Annotated in this window: 22 protein-coding genes; 16 read left to right on the top strand and 6 right to left on the bottom strand. The window is 69.5% G+C overall.

The features are described 5' to 3' along the window. The first annotated feature begins 21 nt into the window (after nucleotides 1–21). The 12 genes from ACZ7KF_RS29615 to ACZ7KF_RS29560 all read left to right on the top strand — a co-directional run bounded on the left by ACZ7KF_RS29615 (nucleotide 22) and on the right by ACZ7KF_RS29560 (nucleotide 11,471). Nucleotides 22–1,260, top strand: coding sequence for a serine hydroxymethyltransferase (locus ACZ7KF_RS29615; RefSeq protein WP_225827328.1), 1,239 nt, complete (start codon nucleotides 22–24; stop codon nucleotides 1,258–1,260). A 192-nt stretch (nucleotides 1,261–1,452) separates the two neighbouring features. After that, nucleotides 1,453–2,781: an MraY family glycosyltransferase gene (locus ACZ7KF_RS29610; protein ID WP_471081537.1), complete on the top strand. Its 1,329-nt coding sequence runs from the start codon at nucleotides 1,453–1,455 to the stop codon at nucleotides 2,779–2,781. Nucleotides 2,782–3,083: 302 nt separating this feature from the next. Then, nucleotides 3,084–3,524 (top strand): hypothetical protein, encoded by a 441-nt coding sequence (locus tag ACZ7KF_RS29605; protein WP_471081534.1) that lies wholly within the window; start codon nucleotides 3,084–3,086, stop codon nucleotides 3,522–3,524. Between the two features lie 210 nt (nucleotides 3,525–3,734). Beyond that, complete coding sequence (gene atpB / locus ACZ7KF_RS29600; RefSeq protein WP_471081531.1) at nucleotides 3,735–4,571, top strand: F0F1 ATP synthase subunit A; 837 nt, start codon at nucleotides 3,735–3,737, stop codon at nucleotides 4,569–4,571. 71 nt (nucleotides 4,572–4,642) lie between these two features. Further along, nucleotides 4,643–4,891, top strand: a complete 249-nt coding sequence (locus tag ACZ7KF_RS29595) for an ATP synthase subunit c family protein (RefSeq protein ID WP_018544514.1) — start codon at nucleotides 4,643–4,645, stop codon at nucleotides 4,889–4,891. A gap of 37 nt (nucleotides 4,892–4,928) precedes the next feature. Next, nucleotides 4,929–5,474 carry a F0F1 ATP synthase subunit B gene (locus tag ACZ7KF_RS29590; RefSeq protein ID WP_225827332.1) on the top strand — a complete coding sequence of 182 codons (546 nt, stop codon included), beginning with the start codon at nucleotides 4,929–4,931 and terminating at the stop codon, nucleotides 5,472–5,474. Beyond that, nucleotides 5,471–6,286: a F0F1 ATP synthase subunit delta gene (locus ACZ7KF_RS29585; protein ID WP_471081528.1), complete on the top strand. Its 816-nt coding sequence runs from the start codon at nucleotides 5,471–5,473 to the stop codon at nucleotides 6,284–6,286. The genes ACZ7KF_RS29590 and ACZ7KF_RS29585 overlap by 4 nt, the downstream gene beginning before the upstream one ends. A gap of 132 nt (nucleotides 6,287–6,418) precedes the next feature. Next, nucleotides 6,419–8,011 carry a F0F1 ATP synthase subunit alpha gene (atpA, locus tag ACZ7KF_RS29580; RefSeq protein ID WP_471081525.1) on the top strand — a complete coding sequence of 531 codons (1,593 nt, stop codon included), beginning with the start codon at nucleotides 6,419–6,421 and terminating at the stop codon, nucleotides 8,009–8,011. A 21-nt stretch (nucleotides 8,012–8,032) separates the two neighbouring features. Beyond that, nucleotides 8,033–8,950 (top strand): F0F1 ATP synthase subunit gamma, encoded by a 918-nt coding sequence (locus tag ACZ7KF_RS29575; RefSeq protein ID WP_471081522.1) that lies wholly within the window; start codon nucleotides 8,033–8,035, stop codon nucleotides 8,948–8,950. Next, the gene (gene atpD / locus ACZ7KF_RS29570) at nucleotides 8,950–10,386 is read left to right on the top strand and encodes a F0F1 ATP synthase subunit beta (protein ID WP_471081519.1); all 1,437 of its coding nucleotides are present in this window, start codon (nucleotides 8,950–8,952) and stop codon (nucleotides 10,384–10,386) included. Before ACZ7KF_RS29575 ends, atpD begins: the two co-directional genes overlap by 1 nt. Nucleotides 10,387–10,496: 110 nt before the next feature. Beyond that, nucleotides 10,497–10,871 carry a F0F1 ATP synthase subunit epsilon gene (locus tag ACZ7KF_RS29565; RefSeq protein WP_225827337.1) on the top strand — a complete coding sequence of 125 codons (375 nt, stop codon included), beginning with the start codon at nucleotides 10,497–10,499 and terminating at the stop codon, nucleotides 10,869–10,871. Between the two features lie 153 nt (nucleotides 10,872–11,024). Further along, complete coding sequence (locus tag ACZ7KF_RS29560) at nucleotides 11,025–11,471, top strand: DUF2550 domain-containing protein (RefSeq protein WP_471081516.1); 447 nt, start codon at nucleotides 11,025–11,027, stop codon at nucleotides 11,469–11,471. Nucleotides 11,472–11,534: 63 nt separating this feature from the next. Here the strand turns inward: ACZ7KF_RS29560 and ACZ7KF_RS29555 are convergent, their stop codons facing one another. The 3 genes from ACZ7KF_RS29555 to ACZ7KF_RS29545 all read right to left on the bottom strand — a co-directional run bounded on the left by ACZ7KF_RS29555 (nucleotide 11,535) and on the right by ACZ7KF_RS29545 (nucleotide 15,302). Further along, the gene (locus ACZ7KF_RS29555) at nucleotides 11,535–13,355 is read right to left on the bottom strand and encodes a glycosyl hydrolase family 18 protein (protein ID WP_471081513.1); all 1,821 of its coding nucleotides are present in this window, start codon (nucleotides 13,353–13,355) and stop codon (nucleotides 11,535–11,537) included. Nucleotides 13,356–13,479: 124 nt separating this feature from the next. Next, on the bottom strand, nucleotides 13,480–14,133 hold the full coding sequence (locus ACZ7KF_RS29550; RefSeq protein WP_471081510.1) for a response regulator: 654 nt from the start codon (nucleotides 14,131–14,133) through the stop codon (nucleotides 13,480–13,482). Further along, complete coding sequence (locus tag ACZ7KF_RS29545; protein WP_471081507.1) at nucleotides 14,130–15,302, bottom strand: sensor histidine kinase; 1,173 nt, start codon at nucleotides 15,300–15,302, stop codon at nucleotides 14,130–14,132. The genes ACZ7KF_RS29550 and ACZ7KF_RS29545 overlap by 4 nt, the downstream gene beginning before the upstream one ends. Nucleotides 15,303–15,453: 151 nt before the next feature. Here ACZ7KF_RS29545 and ACZ7KF_RS29540 point away from each other — a divergent pair, with 151 nt between their 5' ends. Beyond that, on the top strand, nucleotides 15,454–16,050 hold the full coding sequence (locus tag ACZ7KF_RS29540; protein WP_471081503.1) for a hypothetical protein: 597 nt from the start codon (nucleotides 15,454–15,456) through the stop codon (nucleotides 16,048–16,050). Further along, the gene (locus tag ACZ7KF_RS29535; protein ID WP_471081500.1) at nucleotides 16,047–16,550 is read left to right on the top strand and encodes a DinB family protein; all 504 of its coding nucleotides are present in this window, start codon (nucleotides 16,047–16,049) and stop codon (nucleotides 16,548–16,550) included. The genes ACZ7KF_RS29540 and ACZ7KF_RS29535 overlap by 4 nt, the downstream gene beginning before the upstream one ends. A 47-nt stretch (nucleotides 16,551–16,597) precedes the next feature. Here the strand turns inward: ACZ7KF_RS29535 and ACZ7KF_RS29530 are convergent, their stop codons facing one another. From ACZ7KF_RS29530 to ACZ7KF_RS29520, 3 genes are read right to left on the bottom strand one after another with little or no spacing between them, the layout of a single operon-like run. Next, nucleotides 16,598–17,170, bottom strand: coding sequence for a cob(I)yrinic acid a,c-diamide adenosyltransferase (locus tag ACZ7KF_RS29530; protein ID WP_471081497.1), 573 nt, complete (start codon nucleotides 17,168–17,170; stop codon nucleotides 16,598–16,600). 13 nt (nucleotides 17,171–17,183) lie between these two features. Next, complete coding sequence (locus tag ACZ7KF_RS29525) at nucleotides 17,184–17,933, bottom strand: ABC transporter permease (protein ID WP_471081494.1); 750 nt, start codon at nucleotides 17,931–17,933, stop codon at nucleotides 17,184–17,186. 8 nt (nucleotides 17,934–17,941) lie between these two features. Next, nucleotides 17,942–18,727, bottom strand: a complete 786-nt coding sequence (locus tag ACZ7KF_RS29520; RefSeq protein ID WP_471081491.1) for an ABC transporter ATP-binding protein — start codon at nucleotides 18,725–18,727, stop codon at nucleotides 17,942–17,944. 80 nt (nucleotides 18,728–18,807) lie between these two features. On the opposite strand from ACZ7KF_RS29520, the gene ACZ7KF_RS29515 reads away from it, so the two are divergent. Next, nucleotides 18,808–19,449, top strand: coding sequence for a TetR/AcrR family transcriptional regulator (locus ACZ7KF_RS29515; RefSeq protein ID WP_471081488.1), 642 nt, complete (start codon nucleotides 18,808–18,810; stop codon nucleotides 19,447–19,449). 122 nt (nucleotides 19,450–19,571) lie between these two features. Beyond that, on the top strand, nucleotides 19,572–20,420 hold the full coding sequence (locus tag ACZ7KF_RS29510; protein WP_471081485.1) for a 3-hydroxyacyl-CoA dehydrogenase family protein: 849 nt from the start codon (nucleotides 19,572–19,574) through the stop codon (nucleotides 20,418–20,420). Nucleotides 20,421–20,543: the final 123 nt, after the last annotated feature.

Below are 20,543 nucleotides of genomic sequence, written 5' to 3'. Positions count from 1 at the left end.
GTCGACCGCCCGGAGCCCGTCATGTCGGTCAGCACCGTTCACGAGACCGATGTCCTGCGGCGACAGGACCCGGCGATGGCCGAAATCCTGCTGGGCGAACTGGCGCGGCAGTCCACGACCCTCCAGCTCATCGCCGCCGAGAACTTCTGCTCGCCGGCCGTGCTCGCGGCCCTCGGCTCGGCGCTCGCCAACAAGTACGCGGAGGGCTACCCCGGTGCCCGGCACCACGGCGGCTGCGAGATCGTCGACGTCGCCGAACGCGCCGCCGTCGACCGGGCCAAGGCCCTCTTCGGCGCCGAGCACGCCAACGTCCAGGCCCATTCCGGCTCCTCGGCCGTCCTGGCGGCCTACGCGGCCCTGCTGCGCCCCGGCGACACCGTCCTCGCCCTCGGCCTGCCCTACGGCGGTCATCTCACCCACGGTTCGCCGGCGAACTTCTCCGGCCGCTGGTTCGACTTCGTGGGGTACGGCGTCGACGCCGAGACCGGGCTGATCGACCACGACCAGGTGCGTCACCTCGCCCGGAACCACCGCCCCAAGGCCATCGTCTGCGGCTCCATCGCCTACCCCCGCCACATCGACTACGCCTTCTTCCGGGAGGTCGCCGACGAGGTCGGGGCCTATCTGATCGCCGACGCCGCGCATCCGATCGGGCTGGTCGCCGGGGGAGTGGCGCCGAACCCGGTGCCGTACGCGGACATCGTGTGCGCGACCACCCACAAGGTGCTGCGCGGCCCGCGCGGCGGGATGATCCTGTGCGGTGCCGAGCTGGCGGGACGTGTCGACCGGGCCGTCTTCCCCTTCACGCAGGGCGGTGCCCAGATGCACACCATCGCCGCCAAGGCCGTCGCGTTCGGCGAGGCGGCGACACCGGCGTTCACCGTGTACGCCCATCAGGTGGTCGCCAACGCCCGGGTGCTGGCCGGTCACCTGGCGGCGGAGGGGCTGGTCGTCACCACCGGCGGCACGGACACCCACCTGATCACCGCGGATCCGGCCCCGCTCGGCGTGGACGGCCGCACCGCGCGCGGCCGGCTCCTCGCGGCCGGGCTGGTGCTGGACTGCTGCGTGCTGCCGCACGGCGACAGCCGGGGGCTGCGCCTGGGGACGGCGGCGGTGACCACCCAGGGGATGGGGGAGGCGGAGATGGTGCGGATCGCGGCGCTGCTGGCGGCCGTGCTGCGCGGCGGGACGGAGCCGGCGGCGGCGCGTGAGGAGGTGCGCGCGCTCACCGGCCAGTTTCCGCCGTACCCCGGCTGAGCGGGGGAAGACGCGGATCCGTACACCCTGGTGTGTCCCGATGTGGGGCCCCCGGGGCCGCCCCGAACCAGGCCCGGACCAGGGCGCACAGCCCTGCGTGCAACCATCGTCGCTACCCGGCAGTCCTCATCCATATGCGTCCGTCGCTAGGGTGTGTGGCTGTGATGGCCAGCGAGACCTGTGGGGAAGCCCGTGCGTGAATACCTCCTGACGCTCTGCATCACGGCCGCGGTGACGTATCTCCTGACGGGGCCGGTACGCAAGTTCGCGATCGTGGCAGGGGCGATGCCGGAGATCCGGGCCCGGGACGTGCACCGGGAGCCCACTCCGCGCCTCGGTGGTATCGCGATGTTCTTCGGGCTGTGCGCGGGGCTGCTGGTGGCGGACCACCTGACCAACCTCAACGAGGTCTTCGCGAAGTCGAACGAGCCGCGCGCGCTGCTCTCCGGCGCCGCCCTGATCTGGCTGATCGGCGTCCTGGACGACAAGTTCGAGATCGACGCGCTGATCAAGCTGGGCGGTCAGATGATCGCCGCGGGCGTGATGGTCATGCAGGGTCTGACGATCCTGTGGCTGCCCATCCCGGGCGTCGGGAACGTCGCCCTGACCCAGTGGCAGGGCACGCTGCTGACGGTGGCCCTCGTGGTCATCACGATCAACGCGGTGAACTTCGTGGACGGCCTGGACGGTCTCGCGGCCGGCATGGTGTGCATCGCGGCGGGCGCGTTCTTCCTGTACGCCTACCGGATCTGGACCTCGTACGGCATCGAGGCCGCCGCCCCCGGCACGCTGTTCGCGGCGATCCTCATGGGCATGTGCCTCGGCTTCCTGCCGCACAACATGCACCCGGCGCGGATCTTCATGGGCGACTCCGGGTCGATGCTGATCGGCCTGGTGCTGTCGGCCGGCGCGATCTCGATCACGGGGCAGGTGGACCCGGACGCCCTGGCCCTGTTCACGGGGTCGGAGAAGGCGGCGGTGCACCAGACGGTGCCGGTCTACATCCCGCTGCTGCTGCCCCTGACGATCATCGCCGTCCCGGCCGCCGACCTGGTCCTGGCGATCGTCCGCCGCACCTGGCGCGGCCAGTCCCCGTTCGCCGCCGACCGCGGCCATCTGCACCACCGCCTGCTGGAGATCGGCCACTCGCACAGCCGGGCCGTGCTGATCATGTACTTCTGGTCGGCGCTGATCGGTTTCGGGGCGCTGGCGTACTCCGTGAACTCGGCGTCGATGTGGATAGTGCTGGGCGTGGTCTTCCTGAGCGCGGTCGGTCTGGTCCTGCTGCTGCTCCCGCGCTTCACCCCGCGTGTGCCGGTGTGGGCCCAGCGGTTCGTGCCGCCGCGCTACCGCAGGCGCCGCCGGTCCCTGGAGACGGCGGCGGCGGAGTCCGTGGCGGCGGAGTCCACGGGCCAGGAGGCCCCCGGGGCGGAGCAGCGCGCCCCTGTCACGGCCGGGGCTCCGGGCGTCAACGGGGCGACCGCGATCGGCGCTCGATCGCGTTTCGTCGATCGCCGTTGAGACGGCCAAGGTAAGAATCTGACTAGAGCATTGCCAAGTCGTGGGGGAGCAAAGACCCCTAATACCAGACAAGTCGGCTCGGTTTTTGCACAGACGGGCACTGTCACTCTCATGTGTGACAGCAAGCACACCCAGCAGGTAAAGACCTCATCAAATAGTTTGTGATACGGTTCACGAGAACCCCGGATAGGACCGAAGGACCTGAGTGCGACGGTCCATTGGTGTGAGGTCTCGATCACTCAGCCCGGGACTACGCTCGTCCATGACGACACCCTGCCCCCTGTGAAAGCGGAGTTGCCGCCATGCCGTCCAATGACGCCCGGATCCTGGCCCAGACCGCCGTACCCACGGCCGTCGCCGGCGCGATTGCCGCCGTCGTCTGCGGAGTGGTCGCGGGGGGCAAGGGGGCCATCGGGGCCGTCGTCGGCACGCTGGTGGTGATCGTGTTCATGGGACTCGGTCTCTACGTGCTCCAGCGCACCGCCAAATCCTTTCCCCAGCTGTTCCAGATGATGGGCCTGATGCTCTACGCGGCCCAGCTGCTGCTGCTGGTCATCTTCGTCGCGCTGTTCAAGAACACCACGCTGTTCAACCCGCGCGCCTTCGCCATCGTGCTGGTGGTCACCACCCTGACGTGGATCGCCGCGCAGGCACGTGCCCACATGAAGGCGAAGATCCTCTACGTCGATCCCGAAGCCTCGTCGAAGGGCGACAAGCCCGAGAAGACAGGCCACTCGTCGTGAGAGGTAGGGCCGGGATAAAGGCGCATGAGAGATGCTGCTATCGTCCGGTGCCAACTGCGGCATCGCGGGCGCGGGCATCTGAGCTGACGCCTGTTCCATCGCGAGGCGAGATGCCCCACAGCCGCCCCCACACCCGTAACACCAGTCCCGTGCCGACCCGCGGCCGTGCGCCGCGCCGACACAACGAGGTTGCCGTACCTATGCGCCACGATGAAGGAGCCCGCGGTGAGTGCTGACCCGACGCAGACGCTCGCTTTCGAAACGAGCTGTCACCTGTTCGACGGGTGCGGCTTCCCGGCTCCGGGCCTGCACTCGTTCCTGTTCAAGCCGCTCTGGGGCGACGCGGACAGCGACTTGTACTTCAACAAGACGATGCTGCTGGCGCTGCTCGGTTCCATCATCATCGTGGGCTTCTTCTGGGCCGCCTTCGCCAAGCCGAAGGTCGTCCCGGGCAAGCTCCAGCTGGTGGCCGAGTCCGGTTACGACTTCATCCGCCGGGGCGTCGTCTACGAGACCATCGGCAAGAAGGAAGGCGAGAAGTACGTCCCGCTCGTCGTCTCGCTGTTCTTCTTCGTCTGGATGATGAACCTCTGGTCGGTCATCCCGGTCGCCCAGTTCCCGGTCACGGCGATCATCTCGTACCCCGCCGTCCTGGCCGGCATCGTCTACATCCTCTGGGTCGGGCTGACCTTCAAGCGGCACGGCTTCGTCGGCGCCTTCAAGAACTTCACCGGCTACGACAAGTCGCTCGGCGCGGTCCTGCCGCTGTCGATGACGATCGAGCTGTTCTCGAACCTGCTGGTGCGGCCCTTCACCCACGCCGTCCGACTCTTCGCGAACATGTTCGCCGGTCACACCCTGCTGCTGCTCTTCACGATCGCCAGCTGGTACATGCTGAACGGCATCGGCATCGCCTACTCCGCCGTCTCGTTCGTGATGGTCATCGTCATGACGGCCTTCGAGCTCTTCATCCAGGCTGTTCAGGCATACGTCTTCGTACTGCTGACCTGCAGCTTCATCCAGGGCGCGCTCGCCGAGCACCACTGAGCCCCCGACCACCCACCCAGACATCCGGTGGCCAACCCCCACCGGTCATTGAAAGAGAAGGAAGAACCGGCATGTCCGCTCTCGAAACCCTTGCCGCCGGCGTCCAGATCAAGGGCAACCTCGGCTCCATCGGTTACGGTCTCGCCGCCATCGGCCCGGGCGTCGGCGTCGGCATCATCTTCGGTAACGGTACGCAGGCTCTCGCCCGCCAGCCCGAGGCCGCCGGTCTGATCCGTGCCAACCAGATCCTCGGCTTCGCCTTCTGTGAGGCGCTCGCCCTGATCGGTCTGGTCATGCCGTTCGTCTACCCGGCCTCCTGACCCGACCGCCGCGCACCAATAGACGAAAGGCACTGATATGAGCCCCCTGGTTCAGCTTGCGGCTGAGGAGGCCGAGAACCCCCTCATCCCGCCGATCCCAGAGCTCGTCATCGGCCTGATCGCCTTCGTCATCGTCTTCGGCTTCCTCGCCAAGAAGCTCCTCCCGAACATCAACAAGGTTCTGGAAGAGCGCCGCGAAGCCATCGAGGGCGGTATCGAAAAGGCCGAGGCCGCGCAGACCGAGGCCCAGAGCGTCCTTGAGCAGTACAAGGCCCAGCTCGCCGAGGCCCGGCACGAGGCCGCGCGCCTGCGCCAGGAGGCGCAGGAGCAGGGTGCCGCGCTCATCGCCGAGATGCGGGCCGAAGGCCAGCGGCAGCGCGAGGAGATCGTCGCCGCCGGTCACACCCAGATCGACGCCGACCGCAAGGCCGCCGCGTCCGCGCTGCGTCAGGACGTCGGCAAGCTCGCCACCGAACTGGCCGGCAAGCTCGTCGGCGAGTCCCTCGAGGACCACGCCCGCCAGAGCCGTGTGATCGACCGCTTCCTCGACGAGCTCGAGGAGAAGGCCGAGGCCACGCGATGAACGGAGCGAGCCGCGAGGCACTGGCAGCCGCACGGGAGCGTCTCGACGCGCTGACGGACTCCACGTCCGTGGACGCCGCGCAGCTCGCCGACGAGCTGGCGGCCGTCACCGCGCTGCTCGACCGCGAGGCCGGCCTGCGCCGGGTCCTCACCGACCCGGCGCAGTCCGGAGAGGCGAAGGCCGCGCTGGTCCAGCGTCTGATCGGTGGCCAGGTCAGCGGGTCGACCGTCGACCTGGTGTCCGGGCTGGCGCGCTCCCGCTGGTCGCAGCCCCGCGACCTGGTGGACGCGCTGGAGGAGCTGGCGGACACCGCCGACCTCACGGCCGCGGAGAAGACGGGCACGCTCGACGACGTCGAGGACGAGCTGTTCCGGTTCGGCCGGATCGTCTCCTCCAGCACCGAGCTGCGCGCCGCGCTCACCGACCGTGCCGCCGGCACCTCGGCCAAGACCGAGCTGCTGAACCGGCTCCTCGGCGGGCGGGCCAAGCCGGCCACCGAGCGTCTGGTGACGCGCCTCGTGACCGCGCCGCGTGGACGTAGCCTGGAGTCGGGACTGGAGTCCCTGTCCAAGCTCGCCGCCGAGCGCCGGAACCGCATGGTCGCCGTCGTCACCTCGGCGGTGCCGCTGAGCGACGGGCAGAGGGAGCGCCTCGGCGCCGCCCTGACCAAGCTCTACGGGCGTCGGATGCACCTCAACCTCGACGTCGACCCCGAGGTCGTCGGCGGGATCCGGGTGCAGGTCGGTGACGAGGTCATCAACGGCTCGATCGCGGACCGGCTGGACGAGGCCGCCCGCCGCATGGCGAGCTAGCAGCAACTCGATAATTCGAGAAAAGCAGTACGTACTTACGGCCCTGGTTGGGCCGTGCAGAGGATTCCTGGGGGTCGCCCCCAGACCCCCAAAGTGAAACTTCGGGCCCAACAAGGAGAGCAGGGAACCCAGATGGCGGAGCTCACGATCCGGCCGGAGGAGATCCGGGACGCGCTGGAGAACTTCGTCCAGTCGTACAAGCCGGACGCGGCCTCGCGCGAGGAGGTCGGTACGGTCACCCTTGCCGGCGACGGCATCGCGAAGGTCGAGGGCCTGCCCTCGGCCATGGCCAACGAACTGCTGAAGTTCGAGGACGGCACCCTCGGCCTCGCGCTGAACCTGGAAGAGCGCGAGATCGGTGCCATCGTCCTCGGTGAGTTCAGCGGCATCGAGGAGGGTCAGCCGGTCACCCGTACCGGTGAGGTCCTCTCCGTCGCGGTCGGCGAGGGCTACCTCGGCCGTGTCGTCGACCCGCTCGGCAACCCGATCGACGGTCTCGGCGAGATCGAGACGTCCGGCCGCCGCGCCCTCGAGCTGCAGGCCCCCACGGTCATGCAGCGCAAGTCGGTGCACGAGCCGATGGAGACGGGCTACAAGGCCGTCGACGCGATGACCCCGATCGGCCGTGGTCAGCGTCAGCTGATCATCGGTGACCGCCAGACCGGCAAGACCGCCCTGGCCGTCGACACGATCATCAACCAGCGCGACAACTGGCGCTCGGGCGACCCGAAGAAGCAGGTCCGCTGCATCTACGTCGCCATCGGCCAGAAGGGCTCCACCATCGCCGGCGTGCGCCGCGCGCTGGAGGAGAACGGCGCCCTGGAGTACACGACCATCGTCGCCGCCCCGGCGTCCGACCCGGCCGGCTTCAAGTACCTGGCGCCGTACACCGGTTCGGCCATCGGTCAGCAGTGGATGTACGAGGGCAAGCACGTCCTGATCATCTTCGACGACCTGTCGAAGCAGGCCGACGCCTACCGCGCCGTGTCGCTGCTGCTGCGCCGCCCGCCGGGCCGTGAGGCCTACCCGGGTGACGTCTTCTACCTGCACTCCCGCCTGCTGGAGCGCTGCGCCAAGCTCTCCGACGACATGGGCGCCGGTTCGATGACCGGTCTGCCGATCGTCGAGACCAAGGCCAACGACGTCTCGGCGTTCATCCCGACCAACGTCATCTCCATCACCGACGGCCAGTGCTTCCTGGAGTCGGACCTGTTCAACGCCGGTCAGCGCCCCGCGCTGAACGTCGGTATCTCCGTCTCCCGAGTCGGTGGTTCCGCGCAGCACAAGGCGATGCGCCAGGTCTCCGGCCGCCTCCGTGTGGACCTCGCCCAGTTCCGTGAGCTGGAGGCGTTCGCCGCCTTCGGTTCCGACCTGGACGCGGCCTCGAAGGCGCAGCTGGAGCGCGGTGCGCGCATGGTCGAGCTGCTGAAGCAGGACCAGTACCAGCCGATGGCCACCGAGGACCAGGTCGTCTCCGTCTGGGCCGGCACCAACGGCCGTATGGACGACGTCCCGGTCGCCGACATCCGCCGCTTCGAGCGCGAGCTGCTGGACTACCTCCACCGCAAGGAGGCGGGTCTGCTCACCTCGATCCGCGAGGGCGCCAAGATGTCGAACGACACGATCCAGGCGATCGACGACGCGGTGGCGGAGTTCAAGAAGCAGTTCGAGACCTCGGACGGCAAGCTGCTCGGCGAGGACACTCCGGCCGCTGCCGCCAAGTGACGTAAGGAAGGGACCTGACTCATGGGAGCCCAGCTCCGGGTCTACAAGCGTCGCATCCGATCCGTCACCGCGACCAAGAAGATCACCAAGGCGATGGAGATGATCGCCGCCTCGCGCGTCGTCAAGGCGCAGCGCAAGGTGGCGGCCTCCACGCCGTACGCGACCGAGCTGACGCGTGCGGTCACGGCGGTCGGTACGGGTTCGAACACCAAGCACCCGCTCACCACGGAGGCGGACAACCCGACCCGTGCCGCGGTCCTGCTCCTCACGAGCGACCGCGGTCTGGCCGGCGCCTTCAACTCCAACGCCATCAAGGCGGCGGAGCAGCTGACCGAGCGCCTGGAGCGCGACGGCAAGCAGGTCGACACGTACATCGTCGGCCGGCGCGGTGTCGCCCACTACAACTTCCGTGAGCGCAAGATCGCGGAGTCGTTCACGGGCTTCACCGACGAGCCGTCGTACGCGGACGCCAAGAAGGTGGCGGCGCCGCTGATCGAGGCCATCGAGAAGGAGACGGCCGAGGGTGGTGTGGACGAGCTCCACATCGTCTTCACCGAGTTCGTCTCGATGATGACGCAGACGGCGCTCGACGCGCGGCTGCTGCCGCTGCGCCTCGACGAGGTCGCCGAGGAGGCCTCGCCCAAGGGCGAGATCCTCCCGCTGTACGACTTCGAGCCCTCGGCGGAGGACGTCCTCGACGCCCTGCTGCCGCGCTACGTGGAAAGCCGTATCTACAACGCGCTGCTCCAGTCGGCCGCTTCGAAGCACGCCGCCACGCGGCGCGCGATGAAGTCGGCCACCGACAACGCGGGCGAGCTGATCAACACGCTCTCCCGTCTTGCCAACGCGGCCCGCCAGGCCGAAATCACCCAGGAAATCAGCGAGATCGTCGGTGGCGCGAGCGCCCTGGCCGACGCGACCGCGGGGAGTGACCGATAATGACCACCACTGTTGAGACCGCGACGGCTACGGGCCGCGTCGCCCGGGTCATCGGCCCGGTCGTCGACGTGGAGTTCCCCGTCGACGCGATGCCGGAGATCTACAACGCCCTTCACGTCGAGGTGGCCGACCCGGCCAACGCCGGCGAGAAGAAGACGCTGACCCTGGAGGTCGCCCAGCACCTGGGTGACGGCCTGGTCCGCACCATCTCGATGCAGCCCACCGACGGTCTGGTCCGCCAGGCCGCGGTCGTCGACACCGGCGACTCCATCACGGTGCCCGTCGGCGACTTCACCAAGGGCAAGGTGTTCAACACCCTCGGTGAGGTGCTGAACGTCGACGAGCGGTACGAGGGCGAGCGCTGGGGCATCCACCGCAAGGCCCCGAACTTCGACGAGCTCGAGTCCAAGACCGAGATGTTCGAGACGGGCGTCAAGGTCATCGACCTGCTCACCCCGTACGTCAAGGGCGGCAAGATCGGCCTGTTCGGCGGCGCCGGCGTCGGCAAGACGGTGCTCATCCAGGAGATGATCTACCGTGTCGCCAACAACCACGACGGTGTCTCCGTGTTCGCCGGTGTCGGTGAGCGCACCCGTGAGGGCAACGACCTGATCGAGGAGATGTCGGACTCCGGCGTCATCGACAAGACCGCGCTGGTCTTCGGTCAGATGGACGAGCCCCCGGGCACCCGTCTGCGCGTCGCGCTGGCCGGCCTCACCATGGCCGAGTACTTCCGTGACGTCCAGAAGCAGGACGTGCTGTTCTTCATCGACAACATCTTCCGCTTCACGCAGGCCGGCTCCGAGGTCTCCACCCTGCTCGGCCGTATGCCGTCCGCGGTGGGTTACCAGCCGAACCTGGCCGACGAGATGGGTCTCCTCCAGGAGCGCATCACCTCGACCCGTGGTCACTCGATCACCTCGATGCAGGCGATCTACGTCCCCGCGGACGACCTGACCGACCCGGCCCCGGCCACCACCTTCGCCCACCTCGACGCGACGACGGTTCTCTCCCGTCCGATCTCCGAGAAGGGCATCTACCCGGCCGTGGACCCGCTGGACTCCACGTCCCGGATCCTGGACCCGCGCTACATCGCCGCGGATCACTACAACGCGGCCATGCGCGTGAAGACGATCCTGCAGAAGTACAAGGACCTCCAGGACATCATCGCGATCCTCGGTATCGACGAGCTGGGCGAGGAGGACAAGCTCGTCGTCCACCGTGCCCGTCGTGTGGAGCGCTTCCTGTCCCAGAACACCCACGTCGCCAAGCAGTTCACCGGCGTGGACGGCTCGGACGTGCCGCTCGACGAGTCGATCGCCGCGTTCAACGCGATCTGCGACGGCGAGTACGACCACTTCCCCGAGCAGGCGTTCTTCATGTGCGGTGGCCTGGAGGACCTCAAGGCCAACGCCAAGGAGCTGGGCGTCTCCTGAGCCTCGCGCTCGTGTGAGGGGGCGGGCGCGTCCCGCCCCCTCATCCACGCCTACTAGAATTGACCCCAACACCCGGCACTACCGCCGGGTGGTGACCCGAGGAGCCACCCTTGGCTGCTGAGCTGCACGTCGAGCTGGTCGCCGCCGACCGCCAGGTCTGGTCCGGCGAGGCCACCCTGGTCGTCGCGCGCACCACGTCCGGCGACATCGGCGTCATGCCCGGTCACCAGCCGCTGCTCGGTGTGCTGGAGTCGGGCCCGGTGACCATCCGTACGAGTGATGGTGGAACGGTCGTCGCCGCGGTGCACGGCGGTTTCATCTCGTTCGCGGACAACAAGCTGTCCCTGCTGGCCGAGATCGCCGAACTGTCGGACGAGATCGATATCCAGCGCACGGAGCGGGAGCTGGAGCGCGCGAAGGCGGAGGGCGACGCCGCCGCCGAGCGCCGCGCGGACGTCCGACTGCGTGCCGCGGCGGCGCGCTGAACCAGTCGCGCCGACGTTGACGTCACTCAGCCGCGGCCGGCCCGGAGCAATCCGGTGCCGGTCGCGGCTGAGGCAGATGTGGGTGTCTTTTCCGTTTCATTACCCAGAGACTGAAGCAGTTCCCCTACCTAGGAGACGAGGAGGTCGGTGTCGATGGTCCTCGCTCTGACTGTGTGCGGAATCGTGGTCGCGCTCGTGGTGGTGGGGCTGTTCCTGTTCGGGTTGCGGCGCAGGCTCATCCAGCGATCGGGCGGCACCTTCGACTGCTCGCTGCGCTGGGACGTGGCCGAGAAGCCCGACGCGGGCGGCAAGGGCTGGAGCTACGGCGTCGCCCGCTACAACGGCGACCGCATCGAGTGGTACCGGGTCTTCTCCTACGCCTTCCGTCCCCGCCGCGTCCTGGAGCGCGCGCAGATCGAGGTGGCCGGACGCCGGCTGCCCGAGGGCGAGGAGGAACTGGCGCTGCTCTCGGACGCGGTGGTGCTGGCCTGTACGCACCGGGGCATCCGCCTCGAACTCGCCATGAGCGAGGACGCGCTGACCGGATTCCTCGCGTGGCTGGAGGCGGCCCCGCCCGGACAGCGGGTGAATGTGGCCTGACGGCACTCACCCTCCCCCGGGCGGTGCCCGGGGGAGGGTGACGGTGTTCGGTGCGGTGCTCTCTTACAGGTTGTTGCTGATGGCGCTCACCAGTTCACCGTCGCTGGTGTCGCCGCTGAACTCCCAGAAGAACGCGCCGCCGAGGCCCTGGCTGTTGGCCCAGGCCATCTTCGACTTGATGGTGGCGGGAGTGTCGTACGACCACCAGTTGCTGCCGCAGTGCGCGTACGCGGTGCCGGCGACGGTGCCGGTGGCCGGGCAGGACGACTTCAGGACCTTGTAGTCCTCGATGCCCTGCTCGTAGGTGCCGGCCGCGGGGCCGGTGGCGGTGCCGCCGGGGGCGTCCTGGGTGACGCCGGTCCAGCCGCGGCCGTAGAAGCCGATGCCGATGAGCAGCTTCTTGGCGGGCACGCCGATCGCCTTGAACTTCGCCAGCGCGTCGGCGGTGGTGAAGCCCTCCTTCGGGATGCCGCTGTACGAGGTGAGCGGGGAGTGCGGGGCGGTCGGGCCCTTGGCGTCCCACGCGCCGAAGAAGTCGTACGTCATCACGTTGTACCAGTCGACGTACTGGGCGGCGCCCGCGTAGTCCGCGGCCTCGATCTTGCCGCCGGCGGAGCCGTCGGCCGTGGTGGCGGAGGTGACCAGGTTGTTGGAGCCGAACTTGGCGCGCAGCGCGGCCATCAGGTTCTTGTAGGCCGCGGCCCCGCTGGTGTCACAGGTCAGGCCGCAGGCGTTCGGGTACTCCCAGTCGATGTCGATGCCGTCGAAGACGTCGGCCCAGCGCGGGTCCTCGACCAGGTCGTAGCAGGACTGGGCGAAGGCGGCCGGGTTCTTCGCGGCGTCACCGAAGCCGCCGGACCAGGTCCAGCCGCCGAAGGACCACAGCACCTTGATGTTCGGGTACTTGGCCTTCAGCTGGCGCAGCTGGTTGAAGTTGCCGCGCAGCGGCTGGTCCCAGGTGTCGGCGGTGCCGCTGACGGACTGGTCGGCGGTGAACGCCTTGTCGTAGTCGGCGTAGGAGTCGCCGATCGCGCACTTGCCGCCGGTGACGTTGCCGAAGGCGTAGTTGATGTGCGTGATCTTGGACGCGGAGCCGGACGTCACCAGGTTCTTGACGTTGTAGTTGCGGCCGTAGATGCCCCACTCGGTGAAGTAGCCGAGCTTCACCTTGTCGCCGGTGGGCGGGGGAGTGGTGCCGCCGCCGGTGGTGTGCACCTTGACCGCGCCGCTGACCGGGCCGGTCTGGTCGGCGGTGTCGCGGGCCTGCACGGTGTACGAGTAGTCGGTGCCGGCGGTCAGGCCGGAGTCCGAGTACGACGGGGTGGTGACGGTGGCGACCTTGGTGCCGTCGCGCAGCACGTCGTAGTTCTTGATGCCCTTGTCGTCGGTGGCCGCGCTCCAGGAGAGCTTCACCGAGGTGTCGGTGACGGAGGAGGCGGTCGGGGTGCCGGGGGCGGAGGGGGCCGCGTCACCCGGGACCGTCGTGCCGTCGCAGCTGTCGCCGTTCAGCTTGCAGTTGGACGGGGAGCCGGAGCCCGCGCCGTTGAAGCCGAAGGAGACCGAGGCGCCGGGGGCGAGGGTGCCGTTGTAGGACTTGTTCTTCGCCGTCCAGTGGGTGCCGGAGCTGGTGACGTCGGCGTCCCAGGCGGAGGTCACGGACGTGCCGGAGGGGAAGTCCCACTCGACGGTCCATGAACTGATGCTGCTGCTGCCGGTGTTCTTGATGGTCCACTGGCCGCCGAAGCCGCTGCCCCAGTCGCTGCTCTTGGTGAAGCTGGCCGTGGCGTTCGTCGCGGCCTGGGCGGGACTGGCGAGACCGACCAGGCCGGCCAGGGGGAGCAACAGGGTCGCGAACCCTGCCGCGGCTCTGTGTCTGAAGCGCATGCTGCGCCTCCCTCGTCGTCGGGGGTGTCAGGGGCATGACTGAGCCTTCACGCCCCATGGTGCTGCGAGGGTAGAAAGGTCTGGACCACAGGTCAATAGGTCTGGACCATTCCGGCTCGATGCCTCAGCGGAGCCCCAACTCCCGGGCCAGCACCGCGGCTTGCACCCGGCTGCGCAGCTCCAGCTTGGCCAGCACCCGGCTGACGTGCGTCTTCACCGTGCCCTCCGCCATGTCCAGCCGGACCCCGATCTCCGCGTTCGACAGCCCTTCGCCGACACAGCCCAGCACCTCCCGCTCCCGTGGGGTGAGGTCCGCCAGCACGGCCGGATCGGCCACCGCCTCCCGCGCCGGCGCCGCGGCGAACTCGGCGATCAGCCGCCGCGTCACGGCCGGTGCGACGATCCCCTCCCCGCGCGCCACCGTCCGCACCGCGTCCAGCAGATCCCGCGCCTCGGTGTTCTTCAGCAGAAACCCCGCCGCCCCGGCCCGCAGCGCCCCGAACACGTACTCGTCGAGATCGAAGGTGGTCAGCACCAGCACGTCCGCGAGCTGTTCGGCGACGATCCGCCGGGTCGCCGTCACCCCGTCCAACCGGGGCATCTGGACGTCCATCAGGACCAGGTCCGGGCGCAACTCCCGGGCCAGTTCCACCGCCCGCTCGCCGTCCTCCGCCTCGCCGGCCACCTCGATGTCCGGCGCGCTGCGCAGGATCAGGACCAGTCCGGCGCGGACGGCGGACTGGTCCTCGGCCACGAGGACCCGGACGGGGCGGCTCATACGGGGTCTCCTTCGGTGAGCGGAAGAGTGGCGCGGACGGACCACAGGGCATCCCGGGGGCCGGCCTCGAACGTGCCGCCGAGCAGCGCCGCCCGCTCCCGCATCCCGGTCAGCCCGGCACCGGATCCCGGTGCGCGGGGCGCGTCCCCCGGCCGGTAGGGGCTGGTCACCCGGATGTCCAGGATGCCGTCCGCCTGCCGGAGCACGACGTGCACGCGGCCCTCGGCCGCATGCTTCAGCGCGTTGGTCAGCGCCTCCTGCACGATCCGGTAGGCGGCGAGTTCCACGGGCGTCGGCACCTTGCCGTGGCCGGCGTCCAGGATGACCTCCAGACCGTTGGCGCGAGCGCCGTCCACCAGGGCGCCGAGGCCCTCCAGGGTGGGGGACGCGGCCGGTTCCCGGTCACCGGAGCCGTCCCGCAGGATGCCGATCAGCCGGCGCATCTCGGCCAGCCCCGCCACGCTGTTCTCCCGGATGACGGCCAGCGCGTCCCGCGAGGTCTCCGGGTCGTCGAGGGAGAGCGCCGCCGTGGAGTGGATGGCGATGGCCGACAGATGGTTGGCGACCATGTCGTGCAACTCGCGTGCCATCCGGGACCGCTCGGCCGTGACCGCCTGGGCGCGGTCCATCTCGGCCAGCAGCGCGGTCTGTTCGGCCCGCAGCCGCGCGGCCTCGGCCGCGTCACGGTGGTCACGCACGAGCACGCCGGTGGCGGCCGGTCCGAACGCCACCACCCCGACGCCCACGCCGATGAGCAGGCCCTGCGGATCCCGCCAGAGCGCGGCGGGGACGACGCCGGCGACGACCGTCAGCATCCCCGTCACCCAGGGGATGCGGCGGGCCGCGGCCGGGGTGCCGTACAGCACGGCCGCGTACATCAGGTCGGTGTACAGCACGATCGTGACGATGCTGCCGAGGGTCACCGTGTCCAGGACGAGCGCCGCCGTGCCGATCAGCAGACCGGTGCGGGGCAGGATGCGGCGCAACGGCTCGCAGGCCGCCGTCACGGCCAAGGGCACGAGCGGGCCCCAGGACGCGTGCCACAGCACGAGGGCGTCGTCGCCGACGCGGGGGTGGATCCCCAGCGCCCACAGCAGCACCCCGCCGACCAGCCCGCCCACGGCGATGCGCCAGTCGTCGCGGTGCGGACGGGGCGGTGCGAGGGACATGCCCCCATCCAACACGGCCCCCGGCCGCCGCGCCTGCACCCCGGGAAGGGTCCCCGACTGCGACTTTCGCTTACGGCGCTCTCGTCGGCGCCGACGATGAACCGGGCGCCGGCCCGGGGGAGCCTGGGAGGGTGGACGAGGGGAGCGAACCGTGATCGTCGGACTGATCATCGCCTGCGAGGTGGCGTTCTGGGTGCTGCTGGCCGCCGGGCTGGCCTTCCGGTACGGGCTGCGGATGCCCCGTACGGGCCTGGCCCTGCTGCTGTGCGAGCCGCTGCTGGAGATCGTGCTCTTCACCGTCACCGCCATCGACCTCAGGAACGGCGCCGAACCCGACTGGCGGCACGGCCTCGCCGCGGTCTACATCGGCTTCACGGTCGGTCTCGGCCACTCCACGGTCAAGTGGGCCGACGCCCGGGCGGCCCATCGCTTCGCCGGGGGACCGCCGCCGGTGAGGCCGCCGAAGTACGGCACGGCCCGGACCCTCCACGAGTGGAAGGTCGCGGGGCGCTGGATCCTGGCCTCGGCCGTCGCCCTCGCCCTGCTGCAGGGCGCCGTCTGGTACGTCGGCGACCACGGCGACACCGGTTCGCTGCGGGCGTGGCAGACCCGCATGCTCTGGGTGATCGGCGTCAACCTGGTCATCGCCGCCAGTTACACCCTCTTCCCGAAGCGGGAGCCGGAGCGCACGGCAGTCGAAAATCCGCTCGACACCGAGGCGGGCACCGGAGGATCATCGCGGCGATGACACGCACCGACACGCCTCCCGCCTGGGACGAGCGCACTCAGCTGACCACCTTCCTCGACTACGTCCGCGCCACCGCGCGCGCCAAGTGCGAGGAACTCTCCGACGAGGACGCCCGCAAGGCGCTCCTGCCCGGTTCGCCGCTGATGACCCTGAGCGGGCTGATCAGCCACCTGCGCTGGGTCGAGTACTACTGGTTCCGCGTGGTCTTCCTCGGGGAGGAGGACGAGGGTCCCTGGACCGAGGAGGACCCCGACCGCGAGATGCGCATCGCCGTCGACATCCCGCTGTCCCAGCTGCTCGACGAGTACGCCGCCGACTCCGCCCGGCACAACGAACTGATCGCCGCGCACGGCCTGGACGAAAAGGCGCAGCGCAAGCGGGACGACGGCAGCGTGTTCGACCTCCGCTGGATCCTGCTGCACCTCATCGAGGAGACGGCCCGGCACAACGGCCACCTCGACATCCTGCGCGAGATGACCGACGGCCGCACCGGCGACTGACCGGCTCGGCAGGGCCCAGGGCCGGTCCGGCGACTGCCGGGCCGGCCCTAGCGCTCCCCGCCCGGCACCCACAGCACGTCCCCGGTCTCCCGGTTGGCGCCGCGGGCCAGGATGAACAGCAGATCGGACAGGCGGTTGAGGTAGGTCGCGGTGAGCGGGTTCATCGTCTCGCCGTGCACCTCCAGGGCCGTCCAGGTGGAGCGTTCGGCCCGGCGCACGACCGTGCACGCCTGGTGCAGCAGGGCCGCACCGGGGGTGCCGCCGGGGAGGATGAAGGAGCGCAGCTTCTCCAGCCGCTCGTTGAAGCGGTCGCAGTCCGCCTCCAGCCTGTCGATGTAGAACTGCTCCACCCTGAGCGGCGGGAACTCCGGCTTCTCCACCACCGGCGTCGACAGGTCCGCACCCACGTCGAACAGGTCGTTCTGGACACGGGTGAGGACCGTGACGATCTCCTCCTCCAGGCCGCCCAGCGCGATCGCGGTGCCGATGACCGCGTTGGCCTCGTTGGCGTCCGCGTAGGCGGAGATCCTCAGATCGGTCTTGGGCACCCGGCTCATGTCGCCGAGGCTGGTGGTGCCCTGGTCGCCGGTCCTGGTGTAGATGCGCGTCAGATTGACCATGTGGCCAGCGTAGTTACGCTCCGGCCGTCCGGAACACCCGTGTGCCCGCCGTCACGGCCAGCGCCGCGAATCCGACGGCGACCAGGACGCCGTAGAGCATGTGCGCCGTCGCGTACTGGCCGGCGTAGGCGTCGCGGACCGCGTCCACCAGGTAGCGGAACGGCACGAAGTGCGACAGCACGTCCAGCCAGGCGGGTGCCAGGGACATCGGGAGCATCAGCCCGGACAGCAGCATCGACGGCATCGACACCGCGTTGACCAGCGGGCCGAACTCCTGCGGCGTGCGGACCTTCATGCCGAGCGCGTAGGACAGCGAGGCCAGCGACACCGTGAGCAGGGCGACGAAGGCGAAGCCGATCAGGATGCCGGCCAGCGGCGCGCGCAGCCCCATCACCAGCGCGGCCAGCACCAGCAGCACCGCCTGGAAGACGAAGACCGTGGCGTCGCGCAGCACCCGCCCGAGCAGCAGGGCGAGCCGGCTGACCGGGGTCACCCGCATCCGCTCCACCACCCCCTGCCCGTTCTCCATGATGACCGTGAAGCCGGCGAACAGGGCTCCGAACAGGCCGAGTTGCAGCAGCAGACCGGGGACCAGCACCTGCCAGGAGCTGCCCCGTCCGCCCAGTGGCAGGCCGGTGAGCAGCGGGCCGAAGAAGAGCAGATAGAGCAGGGGCGTCAGCACCCCGAAGAGCAGGGCGAAGCGGGAGCGCAGGGACTGGCGGAGATAGCGGCCGTAGACGAGGGCCGTGTCGTGGAGAAGCATGTTCGGTCCTATACGGCGACGGGGGCGGAGTCGGCGGGGGCGGGGCCGCGGCCGGTGATCGCGAGGAAGGTGTCCTGGAGCGTGGCGTCGAGCGAGCCGCCGTAGCGCAGTCGGAGCGCGCTCGGGGTGCCCTCGGCGGCGACCGTGCCCCGGTCGACGACGACCAGGCGGTCGGCGAGGGCGTCGGCCTCGTCCAGGTAGTGGGTGGTCAGGAAGACGGTCGTACCGTGCTCGTCGCGCAGCCGGCGGACCAGGTCCCACAGGTCGGCGCGACTGCCGGGGTCGAGGCCGGTCGTCGGTTCGTCCAGGAACAGCACCTTCGGCCGGTGGGTGAGTGCCATCGCGATGTCGAGACGGCGGCGCTGGCCTCCCGAGAGCGCTCCGGCCCTGCGGTCGAGCAGTCCGGTGAGATCCAGCTCCCGGGCGAGTTCCCCGGCCCGCGCCACCGCCTCGGACCTGGGCAGGCGGTACATCCGGCCCTGGGTGACCAGCTCCTCCCGGACGGTGATCTGCGGATCGACCCCGCCGGACTGGGCGACGTAGCCGCTGGCCCGGCGTACTCCGACCGGATCGGCCGCGAGATCGCAGCCGGCGACGGTGGCCGCGCCGCCGGTCGGTTTCAGCAGGGTGGTGAGCATCCGCAGGGTGGTGGTCTTGCCCGCGCCGTTGGGGCCGAGGAAGCCGAGGATCTCGCCCTCGTGGACGGTGAGGTCGATACCGCGGACGGCGTCGACGGGGCCGGCTTTCGTCTGGAAGGTGCGGGCGAGGCCCGCCGTGCTGATGACTGCTGGCATGCCTCCCAGAAAAACAGAGTCCCTGAAATTTTGCAATGACACCAAGTTTTCAGCCGACCCAGCGAAGCTAGGATGCGGACATGGCAGAAGGGCTCAGGGAGCGGAAGAAGCGGCAGACCCGGCAGTACATCTCGGACGTCGCCACGGGCCTGTTCCTGGAGCGCGGCTTCGAGGCGGTCACCGTCGCGGAGATCGCCGACGCGGCGAACGTCTCCGTCAACACCGTCTACAACTACTTCCCCGCCAAGGAGGACCTCTTCTTCGACCGCTCGGCCGGGATGGTCGACCGGCTGGCCCGCTGGGTCCGCGGCCGGGACGCCGGCGAGTCCGCCGCGCGCGCCGTCCTGCGGGAGCTGCGCGGAGAGGTCGAGGCCGTCTCGCCCCGGGTCGGCCTGATGGAGGGCTACGACCGCTTCATGCGCGTCATCCACGGGGCGCCGTCGCTGCGCTCCCGGCTGTGGAGCCTGCAGCAGGAGGTCCACGACGCCCTGGAGTCGGCCCTGCGCGAGGAGACCGGGACCACGGCCGACGACCCGCTGCCCGACCTGATCGCCGGTCAGATCTGCTGGATCCATCAGGCGGTCTTCGTCACCATCGGCCGCGAGATGCTCGCGGGGCGCAAACCGGCCGAAGTGTCACGAGAGGTACTTGTCCTCCTGGACGACATCGAGGACCTGTTGAGTGAAAAGGTGCTCAACTACGCCGTCCGAGGCGCGGAATGACCCCTGCCGGTGTGATGTCCGTCAAATGAGACGTGACGCGCGTTACTTACCGGTCACACAGCGGCGCCGGAGCGCTATGGTCCGCCGAAGAAGCAGACGTCCATAGCGTTCAGGGAGTCGGAGTGGCACGGAAGCTCGCCGTCATCGGGGCCGGTCTCATGGGTTCCGGCATCGCCCAGGTCGCCGCGCAGGCGGGCTGGGACGTCGTCCTGCGGGACGTCACCGACGAGGCACTGAAGCGCGGCACCGACGGCATCGAGGCGAGCTACGACAAGTTCGTCGGCAAGGGCCGGCTGGCGGCCGAGGACGCCGAGGCCGCCCTCGCGCGCATCACCGCGACCACCGACCTGGACGCGGCCGCCGACGCGGACGTCGTCGTCGAGGCCGTCTTCGAGAAGCTGGAGGTCAAGCACGAGATCTTCCGCGCGCTCGACAAGCTCGTGCGCGAGGACGCCGTGCTCGCCTCCAACACCTCCGCCATCCCGATCACCAAGATCGCCGCGGTCACCGAGCGCCCGGAGCGGGTCGTCGGCGTGCACTTCTTCTCGCCGGTGCCGATGATGCAGCTCGTCGAGCTGGTCCGCGGCTACAAGACCAGCGACGAAGCCCTCGCCACGGCACGGGAGTTCGCCGAGTCCGTCGGCAAGACCTGCATCGTCGTCAACCGCGACGTGGCCGGCTTCGTCACCACCCGGCTGATCTCCGCCCTGGTGGTGGAGGCCGTCAAGCTCTACGAGTCCGGTGTCGCGACGGCCGAGGACATCGACCTCGCCTGCAAGCTGGGCTTCGGCCACGCCATGGGTCCGCTCGCCACCACCGACCTGACCGGTGTGGACATCCTGCTGCACGCCGCCGGCAACATCTACACCGAGTCCCAGGACGAGAAGTTCGCCCCGCCGGAGCTGATGCGCCGGATGGTGGACGCCGGTGACATCGGCCGTAAGAGCGGGCAGGGCTTCTACAAGTACTGAGTCAACCCACCCGCGCACGAGCGCCCCGGGAGTATCACTCCCAGGGGTGAATTCGGTATCGGTTCGCTTACAAACAGCAACCGCACCGCCACCCGCACAGTCAGACGTTGCACAGCACCGTCA

The organism is Streptomyces sp. NPDC038200 (assembly GCF_055600785.1).
This window is presented reverse-complemented; position numbering and strand designations above follow the sequence as displayed.

What these genes read in the sequence shown, in the direction of transcription:
- atpD (WP_471081519.1), top strand. Translation starts at nt 8,950, where the DNA reads ATGACCACCACTGTTGAGACCGCGACGGCTACGGGCCGCGTCGCCCGG.
- ACZ7KF_RS29545 (WP_471081507.1), bottom strand. Translation starts at nt 15,302, where the DNA reads ATGTCCCTCGCACCGCCCCGTCCGCACCGCGACGACTGGCGCATCGCC.
- atpB (WP_471081531.1), top strand. Translation starts at nt 3,735, where the DNA reads ATGAAGGAGCCCGCGGTGAGTGCTGACCCGACGCAGACGCTCGCTTTC.
- ACZ7KF_RS29595 (WP_018544514.1), top strand. Translation starts at nt 4,643, where the DNA reads ATGTCCGCTCTCGAAACCCTTGCCGCCGGCGTCCAGATCAAGGGCAAC.
- ACZ7KF_RS29520 (WP_471081491.1), bottom strand. Translation starts at nt 18,727, where the DNA reads ATGCCAGCAGTCATCAGCACGGCGGGCCTCGCCCGCACCTTCCAGACG.
- ACZ7KF_RS29515 (WP_471081488.1), top strand. Translation starts at nt 18,808, where the DNA reads ATGGCAGAAGGGCTCAGGGAGCGGAAGAAGCGGCAGACCCGGCAGTAC.
- ACZ7KF_RS29550 (WP_471081510.1), bottom strand. Translation starts at nt 14,133, where the DNA reads ATGAGCCGCCCCGTCCGGGTCCTCGTGGCCGAGGACCAGTCCGCCGTC.
- ACZ7KF_RS29605 (WP_471081534.1), top strand. Translation starts at nt 3,084, where the DNA reads ATGCCGTCCAATGACGCCCGGATCCTGGCCCAGACCGCCGTACCCACG.
- ACZ7KF_RS29525 (WP_471081494.1), bottom strand. Translation starts at nt 17,933, where the DNA reads ATGCTTCTCCACGACACGGCCCTCGTCTACGGCCGCTATCTCCGCCAG.
- ACZ7KF_RS29590 (WP_225827332.1), top strand. Translation starts at nt 4,929, where the DNA reads ATGAGCCCCCTGGTTCAGCTTGCGGCTGAGGAGGCCGAGAACCCCCTC.
- ACZ7KF_RS29560 (WP_471081516.1), top strand. Translation starts at nt 11,025, where the DNA reads ATGGTCCTCGCTCTGACTGTGTGCGGAATCGTGGTCGCGCTCGTGGTG.
- atpA (WP_471081525.1), top strand. Translation starts at nt 6,419, where the DNA reads ATGGCGGAGCTCACGATCCGGCCGGAGGAGATCCGGGACGCGCTGGAG.
- ACZ7KF_RS29555 (WP_471081513.1), bottom strand. Translation starts at nt 13,355, where the DNA reads ATGCGCTTCAGACACAGAGCCGCGGCAGGGTTCGCGACCCTGTTGCTC.
- ACZ7KF_RS29615 (WP_225827328.1), top strand. Translation starts at nt 22, where the DNA reads ATGTCGGTCAGCACCGTTCACGAGACCGATGTCCTGCGGCGACAGGAC.
- ACZ7KF_RS29585 (WP_471081528.1), top strand. Translation starts at nt 5,471, where the DNA reads ATGAACGGAGCGAGCCGCGAGGCACTGGCAGCCGCACGGGAGCGTCTC.
- ACZ7KF_RS29535 (WP_471081500.1), top strand. Translation starts at nt 16,047, where the DNA reads ATGACACGCACCGACACGCCTCCCGCCTGGGACGAGCGCACTCAGCTG.
- ACZ7KF_RS29530 (WP_471081497.1), bottom strand. Translation starts at nt 17,170, where the DNA reads ATGGTCAATCTGACGCGCATCTACACCAGGACCGGCGACCAGGGCACC.
- ACZ7KF_RS29575 (WP_471081522.1), top strand. Translation starts at nt 8,033, where the DNA reads ATGGGAGCCCAGCTCCGGGTCTACAAGCGTCGCATCCGATCCGTCACC.